14 protein-coding genes are annotated in these 9,939 nt (G+C 57.9%); 9 read left to right on the forward strand and 5 right to left on the reverse strand.

Translation table 11 applies throughout. From position 1 onward, the window contains the following. Positions 1 to 46 precede the first annotated feature (46 nt). Positions 47 to 568 (forward strand): hypothetical protein, encoded by a 522-nt coding sequence (locus VJ956_RS07200; RefSeq protein WP_324083227.1) that lies wholly within the window; start codon positions 47 to 49, stop codon positions 566 to 568. Then, positions 568 to 3,186 carry an ATP-binding response regulator gene (locus tag VJ956_RS07205; RefSeq protein WP_324083273.1) on the forward strand — a complete coding sequence of 873 codons (2,619 nt, stop codon included), beginning with the start codon at positions 568 to 570 and terminating at the stop codon, positions 3,184 to 3,186. The genes VJ956_RS07200 and VJ956_RS07205 overlap by 1 nt, the downstream gene beginning before the upstream one ends. A gap of 139 nt (positions 3,187 to 3,325) precedes the next feature. Here the strand turns inward: VJ956_RS07205 and VJ956_RS07210 are convergent, their stop codons facing one another. Next, the gene (locus VJ956_RS07210) at positions 3,326 to 4,003 is read right to left on the reverse strand and encodes a response regulator transcription factor (protein WP_324083229.1); all 678 of its coding nucleotides are present in this window, start codon (positions 4,001 to 4,003) and stop codon (positions 3,326 to 3,328) included. Continuing rightward, entirely contained in the window at positions 3,997 to 5,733 is a 1,737-nt protein-coding gene (locus tag VJ956_RS07215) for an ATP-binding protein (protein WP_324083231.1), read from the reverse strand. The genes VJ956_RS07210 and VJ956_RS07215 overlap by 7 nt, the downstream gene beginning before the upstream one ends. Positions 5,734 to 6,125: 392 nt before the next feature. On the opposite strand from VJ956_RS07215, the gene VJ956_RS07220 reads away from it, so the two are divergent. Beyond that, positions 6,126 to 6,500, forward strand: coding sequence for a hypothetical protein (locus VJ956_RS07220; protein WP_324083233.1), 375 nt, complete (start codon positions 6,126 to 6,128; stop codon positions 6,498 to 6,500). 15 nt (positions 6,501 to 6,515) lie between these two features. Here the strand turns inward: VJ956_RS07220 and VJ956_RS16335 are convergent, their stop codons facing one another. Next, complete coding sequence (locus VJ956_RS16335) at positions 6,516 to 6,713, reverse strand: TRAP transporter large permease subunit (protein ID WP_414674397.1); 198 nt, start codon at positions 6,711 to 6,713, stop codon at positions 6,516 to 6,518. Between VJ956_RS16335 and VJ956_RS07225 the strand changes: the two genes are divergently transcribed. After that, positions 6,634 to 6,867: a hypothetical protein gene (locus VJ956_RS07225; RefSeq protein ID WP_324083235.1), complete on the forward strand. Its 234-nt coding sequence runs from the start codon at positions 6,634 to 6,636 to the stop codon at positions 6,865 to 6,867. The two genes, VJ956_RS16335 and VJ956_RS07225, sit on opposite strands and share 80 nt — an antisense overlap. A 375-nt stretch (positions 6,868 to 7,242) precedes the next feature. Here the strand turns inward: VJ956_RS07225 and VJ956_RS07230 are convergent, their stop codons facing one another. Together VJ956_RS07230 and VJ956_RS07235 are read right to left on the reverse strand one after the other, a co-directional pair. Further along, positions 7,243 to 7,500, reverse strand: coding sequence for a helix-turn-helix transcriptional regulator (locus tag VJ956_RS07230; protein ID WP_324083236.1), 258 nt, complete (start codon positions 7,498 to 7,500; stop codon positions 7,243 to 7,245). Between the two features lie 124 nt (positions 7,501 to 7,624). Continuing rightward, positions 7,625 to 7,843 carry a hypothetical protein gene (locus VJ956_RS07235; protein WP_324083238.1) on the reverse strand — a complete coding sequence of 73 codons (219 nt, stop codon included), beginning with the start codon at positions 7,841 to 7,843 and terminating at the stop codon, positions 7,625 to 7,627. A 244-nt stretch (positions 7,844 to 8,087) separates the two neighbouring features. Here VJ956_RS07235 and VJ956_RS07240 point away from each other — a divergent pair, with 244 nt between their 5' ends. The 5 genes from VJ956_RS07240 to VJ956_RS07260 all read left to right on the forward strand — a co-directional run. Continuing rightward, positions 8,088 to 8,441, forward strand: a complete 354-nt coding sequence (locus VJ956_RS07240) for a hypothetical protein (protein ID WP_324083240.1) — start codon at positions 8,088 to 8,090, stop codon at positions 8,439 to 8,441. A 43-nt stretch (positions 8,442 to 8,484) separates the two neighbouring features. Then, on the forward strand, positions 8,485 to 9,105 hold the full coding sequence (locus VJ956_RS07245) for a lytic transglycosylase domain-containing protein (protein WP_324083242.1): 621 nt from the start codon (positions 8,485 to 8,487) through the stop codon (positions 9,103 to 9,105). After that, positions 9,102 to 9,497 carry a TrbC/VirB2 family protein gene (locus tag VJ956_RS07250; protein WP_324083244.1) on the forward strand — a complete coding sequence of 132 codons (396 nt, stop codon included), beginning with the start codon at positions 9,102 to 9,104 and terminating at the stop codon, positions 9,495 to 9,497. The genes VJ956_RS07245 and VJ956_RS07250 overlap by 4 nt, the downstream gene beginning before the upstream one ends. Beyond that, positions 9,490 to 9,768, forward strand: a complete 279-nt coding sequence (locus VJ956_RS07255) for a type IV secretion system protein VirB3 (protein ID WP_008327373.1) — start codon at positions 9,490 to 9,492, stop codon at positions 9,766 to 9,768. Before VJ956_RS07250 ends, VJ956_RS07255 begins: the two co-directional genes overlap by 8 nt. Next, positions 9,758 to 9,939: hypothetical protein (locus tag VJ956_RS07260; protein ID WP_324083268.1), on the forward strand; the 182-nt coding region annotated here is incomplete at its 3' end. The genes VJ956_RS07255 and VJ956_RS07260, both read left to right, overlap by 11 nt.

The following is a 9,939-nucleotide window of genomic DNA, read 5'->3' on the forward strand; positions in this document are numbered from 1 at the left end:
TTTTTTGTAATTTCCCGTCACCTGTTGAATGCGAAAGTTGGCCGCAATGCCTGAACATCAAACACATACACCGCAGCGCACAAGGCGTTTCATCTGTTTTCTTCTCTTTTGGACGTTTGCAGCCTTCGCCCAGGTTGCCTCAGCACAAGACATCCTCTTGCGGGTCGACGACAGCACGGGTCTGTCGTCAGACAGCCATACAGCCACCTTCGACCGCGGCCAGCTGGATGCCTTGCCACAGCAGGAATTCACCACCTCGACCATATGGACTGACGCAGAGCGCCTGTTCTCGGGACCCGCTTTGCACGACGTTCTGGACGCGGCCGATGTCAGCGGGGACACGGTGCATCTTGTCGCGGCAAACGGCTACGAAGCCAGGATGCCTCGGGACGCGATCAAAGGAACGGTTCCCATCGTCGCCACGAACATTGACGGGAAACCTTTCTCCGTCCGCGAAAAGGGCCCCCTTTGGGTTGTTTTCCCCTATGATCTCGATGCGAATTACCAAACCGAAGAGGTTTACGCCTGGAGCATCTGGCAGCTCACAGGCGTGCGTGTCTCTGAGTGATGCCGGTCCTCAGGATCAGGGACCGCGAACCTGACGAAGGCACAGGGGCGTCCTCCAGCCTGTGGGTCGCCATCATGTTGACCCTGTCATTCGGGGTGTTGGTGACTGTGCTGGCAGGCTCATTCATCGTCCAGAGCATTGTCCAGACGGGCCGGGAATCCCTGGACAACAGAACCTGGGTTTTTGCACAGCTGGAAGTTGATTACCTGCGATTTGAGACCCGCCTTCATCGCGCGATCAACGCGGATCGATTGACGCCCGACATCATGGACCGGGTCATGACGTCCTTCGACATTTATTATAGCCGGGTCGAGACCGTGGACGCCGGAAAACGGTTTTTCAACGAAGACACCCCCGGAACAGCCAAGATACATGACAGCATCTCACGCGTTGTCCAGCACCGGGATGCCCTGGCAACCATGCTCGATCAGCTTGGGACGCCACGCCGCGACGACCTTGAGGATATTCTGGATCACTCCGAGGAAGTGATTCCGACACTCCGTGACGTCACGACAAACGCGTTGAAGCAACTGACCAGCCAATACAGCGCAATGCGCCAGTCAGAAGAGTCTGCAATCAAACGGTTCATGGCGCTCTCGACCATCGAGGCATTGGTCTTGTTGGCGATCACCATGCTGGCAATTCGCCTGGCCATGAGGCTTCGAATGCGCGCAAAGGCCATGAAGCGGCTCCGCGACAGTTTCAGGGGCATTGTCGAGGCCTCACTTGACGGGGTTGTGTTGCTGTCTGTGGAGGGCCGCATTCTTGGCTATAATACGGCGGCGGCAAAGATTTTCGACTGTCAGGATCAGGATGTTGTCGGGCAAACACTGCAGGACGTGGCCCTGCCCCGCCTGAGGCAGACGGCGTTCAAATCAGATCCGACCGCCTTCATGAACGAGGCCTTTGACATTCTTGCGATCCGGCGTCGCCTGCGAACTCAGTTGAAAACCTGTCGCGGACAGATGTTCCGTGCAGAAGTTGCCCTGGCACGGCACGAGGACGCGATTGGCCGCTCGATCATCATCGCGTTCGTACGCGATCTGGAAGACACCATTGCCCAGGAAAACAAGCTCAAGCAGGCCCGTGACAAGGCTTTGCAGGCAATGTCAGCACAGGAGCGCTTCCTGAACTTGATGAGCCACGAAATGAAAACGCCCCTGCATGGCGTGATCGCGTCACTTGATCTTCTGCAGGACTATGACTGGACATCCGATGATCTTGAAAATCTTCAGATTGCCCGGGACTCTGCGGCAGCGGCCCTGGCGCAGGTGGAAGATGTGCTGGCGATCAGCAGCAATGACGCCGGAACGCGGGACACCACGCCATTCGAGCCGTTCGACCCTATGGAAATCGTCAAGCTCATCGTCGGGCAGGCACGTCTCAAGGCGCGCAATAAAGATGTGACGGTTGCGTACAGGATTACCGGGGATGACGGTGACAGCGGCATTTCGGGCCGCAAGGAAGCGTTTCGCCGTGCCGTGGCCAACCTTGTCGACAATGCCGTCAAATTCACCGAACACGGCTCCATCAATATCCACCTTGTCTACTGGCAGGATGCCGCATCGGACCGGCGGCTGACGGTAAAGGTTTCGGATACAGGTCCCGGCATCGCCCCGGCGGTTCAGGAGATCGCGTTTGCGGATTTCCAGACAATTTCGAAAGGGGCCGCGCTCAAACATGTTGGCAGCGGCCTTGGCCTCGGAATCGCAAAGCGCGCGGTGGACCGTATGGGGGGCATCTTGCACCTCGACAGCTGCGAGAACGAGGGCAGCCATTTCAGTTTTGACATAGCCGCCCCTTTTGTTTCGAAACCGAAGCTCGCAAGTGTCGAACGACCGGCCACGCAACAGCTGGCATCTCCGGATGACATCCAGGTGTTCCCCCGGGCGTTGGTTGTCGATGACAATGCCGCAAATCGCATCCTGATGCAGAAAATGCTGGAACGCCTTGGATACACGGTCCAATGCGCCGAAAATGGAGAGCAGGCCGTTGAAATCGCCGATATGTGGCGGTTCACCCTGATCCTGATGGACATCCGGATGCCGGGGATGGACGGGTTCGAAGCCACCATGGCCATTCGCTCCGGCAGCGTTTCACAAGACGCGCTGATCCTTGGCGTCACGGCCAACCTGGCATCTCAGGACGCGGAATGCTTCACGGCTTCGGGTATGCAGGAGATGCTTGCCAAACCTTTGACGATCGGACAGCTCAAGGAGAAAATCTCGCACCACGTCAATGGACCAAAGCAGGACGCAAGCGCCAGGCCACCTGTTGTCGAGGCCGTCGACGTGGAGGAGGAATTCGTGATTTCACCCACATCGGGGAACCTGTCGTATATCTCCGAAACCATGGAGCTCGACGAGCTTGAAGCCTGGTTGCAGGCCTGTCTCGATGAAATCAGGCAGGCTCTTGACGCCGCAGCGCGGGACAGGCCCGGCAGCATTCAGGCTGTGCACAAAGCGGCGGGAACGGCCGCGTTCATCGGCTTGCCTCGGCTTCAGTCCGCCCTGAACCAAATGGAGGCCGCGCAAGCGGACGCGGATCCGTTCGCCTCTGCACTGCTGGAGGCCTCGGACGTCTTCCGGAAAATTCGCCTCGATCTCTCGGGCGCCTGAGCGGATGCCCTTTGCCCGGCCGCCCCCTTGGGTGGGACGCGGGAGCCTGGCCGGTCGCGAGGACGCGCAGTTCGCCTATGCCGCATGATCGGCCGGAGGGTCGATGGCATGGTCGTTGGCATCGGTCGTCTCGGCCCCCTCACACGACCTTCATGCGCGCGGACAGCTGATAGCCTTGGTTCCGGATCGCCTTGATTGGCTGGCCGGTTGTGCCAGCGGCGATCATTTTCTTGCGAAGCCGGACGATCCGCACCTCGATCGCGGCTTTGCTGATCTCGCCGTCACCCTTGTCCAGGGCGGCGATTTCGCTGGTCTCCAACCGGCCGCTCGGGGAGCGTGCAAACGTCGTCAGCAGGTCGATTTCCAAGGCCGAAAGATCCACCGTGTCGCGCGGCCCCGACAGTGTCATCGCGAACCTGTCGAGGGCGAGTCCTGTTGTCTCCGGGTCGCTATGCTTCAGCCGTCGCGCAAGCGCCTTGACCGAGGCTGTCAGTTCCGTCGCAGAGCTGGGCTTGGCAAGATAGATATCGGCGCCATTCTCATAGCCCACCCGCCTGTCCTCCGGTTCGCCGCGCGCCGTGAGCATGATGATGCCTATGCCCGGATAGTCACCCCGCATGCGCTGTGCAACGGCGATGCCATCCTCGCCCGGCAGGTTCAGATCCAGGATCAGAATATCGACAGTGCCAAAGCTGCATCCGCTCCATAGCGCCTCGGCGCTCTCGAAACCGACGGCATGGTGCCCTTCGCGCGCCATGACCTCTACCAGCGACTCGCGCAGCGGTTGGTGATCTTCGACGATAATGACGTTCAGCATGGGAACCAAACCTTGAACCGGATGTCACGGTCTCGCGGAATATACTGAACCCTGCTGCCCATGAGCTGCAGCAGTTCGCGCACAATATACAATCCAAGTCCGGACCCGATATCGGTCCTTGCGCCATTGCTGCGATAATATTTTTCGAACACACGGTCCGGATCGGGCATACCTGCCGGGCCTTGCGCATTCTCGAACAGGATCGAATGACCACCCTCCTCGGATGCCAGGTTGACGTTTATCGCGGACTCCAGCGGCGAATATTTGAGTGCATTGTCCAGCAGGTTGCAAAAAACGACATCAAGCAGGACCGGATCACCCTGCACGAACACCGTGCCTTGCACGTCCAGTGTGATCCGCTCGGCGTTCTCCGTCCGGCTGCACAGCCTTTGCAGGATTGCGGTCAAGTTACACGGTTCGAGAGAGAGCACCTGCTCGGAGTTATCAAGCCGGATGACTTGGTTGCACCGGTCGATCACATTCGTCAGCCCGCGGATCGCCTGGTCTGAACGTGTGCGCTGACCGTGAGTAAGCATCTGGGCAGAGGTGGACATTTGGATCACGGACAGCGCATTCTTGGCTTCATGCCCCAACATGTCGATGAACTGGGAAAGCGCGCGCGTTTTCTCTTTCTGAATTGCGTTTTGATGTTCCATTTTGGCATGCTGGATCTTTGCCGACCGCGCCATGGCGAACATGTCGGAGACCTTCAGTTTCAGAAGAATGACGATAAGACTGGAGGTTGTGACCCCGTGGATCAAATACCCATATTGCACGAGCGACTGGGACTGGATCAGGCCCAGAACGGTAAATGCGTTCAAGAAAAAAGAGAGAGATAGCGCACCATAGATCATGCGTATTGCAAAAAGGCCAGGGGCCATGTCCTTCCGCGCTGTCACCATGTTTGCAAAAAAGACAAAAGGGGATGCAGCCAGACAGGCAGCATTTATTTGCAATGCGGGCACCGGGTCGACGAACCAGTAGGCGATGAAAGCAAGTGCGATCACGCCAAGCTGAAGATCAAATAGCCGCAAGGCCAGCCTTGATGGCTCAAGGCGGGACATCACAGTGCGGTGAAACAGGGTCGTCAGAAACGCGGCCACGAAGACGCTTGCCCGAAATAACACCGCATGTGTCTCATTCGAGAGGGTGGGTACGATGTCCTTCGCATATCCAAGATAGAAGATGTTGTTGACCAGCCAGGAGGACTGCAGCGCCACGAACCACCCGAACAGGTTCAATCTTGATATCGTGAACATGTGCAGTGCCCAGAGCATTATGATGAACATGCTGGTCAGATAGACGACCTGGGCAAGATACCTGCGCTCGGTCGTCACGATGGCCTTGGTCATGGGCTGGGCCGTCACATGAAGCCGTATCGAGCCCATGGTTTTGATCTGAATAAAATAATCCGCCCCACCCTCCGGCGGGGTGATGCGGAATCCGGGCTGCGGTGATGGCCAGTTGGGGAACAATTCCTCATGCCGGACATCGCCCGAGCGCGCGGCAGGATCCTGCACGGACACAGGAACCGGTGCAAACAGCCTGAGGCTATCCGGTGCCCCCTTACCAAGTAATAACACGGTGTCCTCGCCATCCGGCGCCGGCAAGATACGTACTCTCAGCCATTTCGTAGAGGTCGAATACCCTAGCGAGATCGTGTCGCTGACCGGTTGGAACTCCCCCAGCGCCACCTCCTCGACCCCGAGGGACGCCGTCGGATCCTCCATGAGTGCAACGCTCTCCACCAGGTGCTGCGACGCGAAAGCGGGTGCCCCCGATGCAATGCAGAAGAATGCCAGCATCAGAGCACGAAGCAGGTGAGGGGCGCAGTATCTGGGCACGACTTGCATTGATCTTTTTCTTACCTGCCAGCAAGCGCCTGACAACGATTTTGCACGTAAAGACTTATCGCACCATAGCCACCGCCCAGGGCTTTCCAAGCCAGCTACCGACACGGCAATCGAAAGAACGAGGGTGGCAACTTTTGCGCAGTTGATGATTGCTCAAGCCTACGCAATCCTACAATTGCCTACGTTGAAATTCAGATCAGATACGGCCATCAAAGCTGGCCTGATTGCTGGCTGAGCAGATCCGCTCGAAGATAAAGAGACCAAGCATAATGAATGCACATGTAAAGCCGCAAGCGATATCGAATAACGGCGCTTGCTTTGAACCGATCCCGATGGATTGCTCGATCGCGCAGCTGCTCAAGACGCTCAATGCCAAGGGCTTTCGATCACCGCATCATTCAAGAGGCTTTCGTCAGGCGTTCATTGACAACCCCTACCTTGAGCAAATCACTCTTCGACAGGTCTTTAGCAGCCCGCTGGCCATGGCCAACTTGCTGCGGAACTGTCTCATGCTGCCGCATTGCGGCCCGGTAACGATAGACCTCCTGCTCGAGGCACTCGAAAATGCGGCGGCGGGACAAGGGGATCAGGGTGTTGGCTGCGCTGAAGTGCAATATTATCAGCATGTTGTGCCGGGCATATGATTGAACGCCAGCTCCCTACGGGGTAACGCTACAGGCCCAGCAATCTTCTGTCATCATTGTCTCAAGGTCTGTACCCTGGGCTTGTCGACCAAATTGCAATGGCGGATAACCGCGTTTGCACATCTGCGGGATCATGACCGACCCGATGGCGGCAGCGTCCGACGTCGCCGTGCCCGATATTTCGGAAAAGAACAGCGACGTGAGGATGTTCACATGCGCCAGCCCACCGCGGATGTGGCCGACCAGCGATGAGCAGGATGACGAGAAGGATCAGGATGATCCAGCCGGGATCGAGGCCTTCCGGACGACATCCGCGCATGGGTTCGGTACTGTTATGACTGACCTTTCCCGCTATGGCGTGTTCTAATTTTCGTCAACCTGTCGAAGTCGATTTCACGCTTGTCTGACTCAGCGAGTTCTGGCTGACACCGTGACACAGGTTGCGGGCCATGGATATTCCACATCACCGCAAGCGCACCAGTCCTCCAGCGATACACCCAACCAACAATGCTATGCCCATCAGTTCCAATCAAATTGGCGATCGCGACGCCTTCGACCTTATCTTTGCCCACTGTTTACTGACTTTCTGCAATTGGGCTTTGCCGATCACAGCTTCGACTCCCAAAGCGTTTGCTGCAACGGCATGCCGGTTTTCGTAAAAATAGGTTAGCTGTTCTTCCTCTCGACACCGATAATCACATTGGGAGAAATCAATTCCCGTGTTCTCGATTAATAAAATAGATCAAATCCTGTGGTCGGGCTCCGTGGCGGCTTCGACGATCGCCAGAACCTCGAACGGGTCAAAGCCAATCGCGCGCGCAAGAACGACCAGTTCAACAACGTCGACCCGGCGCTGGCCGCTTTCAATGCGCGCCACGAGGGATTGATGGCACTCGAGCCTGAGGCCCAAGTCCTCCTGACCGAGGCCCGCCTTGATGCGAGCGTCGACCAACGCTTGGCACAGAGCCTCCTGTCCTTTGCTTCTGATCGTTTTCGCCACGCGTCACATACCTTTCGTGACGTCGCTAGCGGATGAAATCTGTTATCTAAAAAATAGATATTTGAGGGTGTTATCGGCGTCTGCTTTCCATGGACTGCAAGTCTGATGCTCCCGAGGCGGCCCATCAATCCCTCACCAGCTGCAGAAACTGGCCGTAGTCCTCGCTGACTTCACGGGCTTCCCCCAAGGCATCGGCACGGTCCCCGTCAAGGCAACGGAAGTCGCTCTGGATGTCCTGAATGTAGCCTTCGAAATCCCGCCGGATGATATCGACGTAGTCTTGGGCCGCCTGCGAATCGCTTGGCAGGAAGGGACGGGGTGGCGCGCAGCAGGATTCCGCCAAAACCGGCCCGGGAACTCCGATCAGAAGGACCACAGCTTGCAATCGAATCAGACATGTCAACCCTGGGTTTTTCAAACCTGTTATCTCCTTGATCGTGATCTCTGGCCGTGCCTAGTGTTTGCGTGACCAAACTACAGTCAAAGCAGGATATTACATCTTGCGGTTGATACTATACTATCGTAACTCTGGGCTTCAAGTAGGAATGCCCGGGCGTTGCGCCATTGGAGAAAGCGTGAGCCGGGCCATGAACTGGGACATCGAAGCACCAAATGTGGTTACGGAAGCCAGGTTCCGCGAGCTCGTGGAAAGCGGCTATAGCGCTGAAATCCTGTGCCAGGAGTCGGCACATAAGAAAGGCCCCAGCTATTACGGGGTCTGGATCATGCGTGTTGTCTCTGACGACGGGGTGGAAAAGCTTCTCGTCACCGCCCGTACGCGGACGACCTACAACGACATCAAGATCCGTGAGTTCAAGACGATCACCGGCGTGGTCTCCTTTCTCCTTGGCATCGGCTTTGCGCATGCCGATGTGCCGCTCGAAGAAGGCCAGCGGACAACGCACAAGCTCGCAGCGTCTGACGAGGTCGGCAGCAAGTAGCCTTCTTCTCTTCTGGGTTCTGACTGGATCAGCCTCAGCGCAAATGGTTCTGGTCGTGGAGAGCGACGGCTCTCTGACCCCATCCCGGTCTCAGAGCGGTTTTGCACGGAACTACAATGACGGCGTTGGTCAGGGATCGGCGTCCGATGGTTTGGCCATTCTTGGTGAGACTGACGCAGCGCCCAAACCTGACGCGCTGAGCTTTGCGGCACTCGTCCAGCCACCCCCCCTGCCCCGCGCAGACGTTCTCTTGGGCATAGAGGCAACCGCCCTGCGTTATGCCGGCCATCCCGGTTTGCGCCGCGCGGGACTGTCCGTCACGAATTGGCTGGCTCTCTATCGGGCCAATATCGAGGTGGAGAGCGCCTACAGACAAGATGCGATCTCAACCGCGGGCGCTATTGGTCTGGGCCAATTGATGCCTGCGACAGCGCGCGATCTTGGCGTCGACCCGCGCGACCCGCTGCAGAACCTCGACGGCTCCGCCCGCTACCTTGCGATGATGCTGGAGACGTTTGGCGATCCGCGCCTGGCGCTGGCTGCCTACAACGCCGGACCCGAGGCCGTGCGTCAATATGGCGGCATTCCCCCCTACCGAGAAACCCAGAACCACGTCGCCCGCGTCATGGCCGTGGTGGCCCGATTGGAAAGATCAAATTCATGATGTCCCAACCTTTTTGGAAATTACTCCTCAAAATACTCAACGGCAATGTCACGAGAGCGCGCAGCGCGGCAGTGCATTGGCGATACTACATTTTCCAAACAAGTTGGCTTTCAAACCCCTTTGTCGCCTCACTGGCGCTCTTCCTGCTGATTGCCGAACCCGCCCTTGCGCAAAGCATCGATCTCTCCCCAATCCAAAGCTTGTTGCAGGGCATTGTCGATGCGCTGACCGGTCCGCTGGGTGTGGTCATCGCCACACTCGCGGTTCTCGGCGTTTTCTTGAGCTGGTTCTTCAACATCATCGATCTGCGCCAGGCGCTCTGGGTCCTCGTGGGCATCGCTGGTGTCGCGGCTGCCCCCACCATCGTTGCCGCGGTCTTTGCCGGTGGCTGAGCGCTCACCCCTCTTTCTGGGTCTCGTGCGGCCGCCCAAACTTCTGGGCCTGCCCATCATGTATGCGATGGTCTGGCTCTTCGGCTCAGTGCTCTTGTTCGTCTGGGTCCAGCACATCGCGGTGCTGGGTGTCGCTGCCCTGCTCTATCCCGTGCTGTGGAAGGCCGCCGATTGGGATCCGCGCTTCATCGACGTGATGATGACCGCGCTGCAGGAGACACCGCCCACGCGGAACCGCTCCATCCATGGCGGGGACAGCTATGCCCCGTGAAGCCGCGTTCGATGCCCGCACAATGACGCCAGACTGGTATGCCCGCGAGACCCGCCTCGCGCATATGCTGCCCTATGTGAGCCTCGTCGATGACCAGACCGTGCGGACCCGGGTCAACGAACTTTTCCGCTGCATCCGGCTCGAGGGGATCAACAGCTACACGACGGACGA

This window comes from Marinobacter sp. (assembly GCF_035268745.1).
In the GTDB taxonomy this organism is placed as follows: domain Bacteria; phylum Pseudomonadota; class Gammaproteobacteria; order Pseudomonadales; family Oleiphilaceae; genus Marinobacter.

Coding starts and splice junctions, on each gene's coding strand:
- VJ956_RS07245 (WP_324083242.1), top strand. CDS start 8,485: ATGGTTCTGGTCGTGGAGAGCGACGGCTCTCTGACCCCATCCCGGTCT.
- VJ956_RS07205 (WP_324083273.1), top strand. CDS start 568: ATGCCGGTCCTCAGGATCAGGGACCGCGAACCTGACGAAGGCACAGGG.
- VJ956_RS07210 (WP_324083229.1), bottom strand. CDS start 4,003: ATGCTGAACGTCATTATCGTCGAAGATCACCAACCGCTGCGCGAGTCG.
- VJ956_RS07220 (WP_324083233.1), top strand. CDS start 6,126: ATGAATGCACATGTAAAGCCGCAAGCGATATCGAATAACGGCGCTTGC.
- VJ956_RS07225 (WP_324083235.1), top strand. CDS start 6,634: ATGACCGACCCGATGGCGGCAGCGTCCGACGTCGCCGTGCCCGATATT.
- VJ956_RS07240 (WP_324083240.1), top strand. CDS start 8,088: ATGAACTGGGACATCGAAGCACCAAATGTGGTTACGGAAGCCAGGTTC.
- VJ956_RS07215 (WP_324083231.1), bottom strand. CDS start 5,733: ATGGAGGATCCGACGGCGTCCCTCGGGGTCGAGGAGGTGGCGCTGGGG.
- VJ956_RS07200 (WP_324083227.1), top strand. CDS start 47: ATGCCTGAACATCAAACACATACACCGCAGCGCACAAGGCGTTTCATC.
- VJ956_RS07250 (WP_324083244.1), top strand. CDS start 9,102: ATGATGTCCCAACCTTTTTGGAAATTACTCCTCAAAATACTCAACGGC.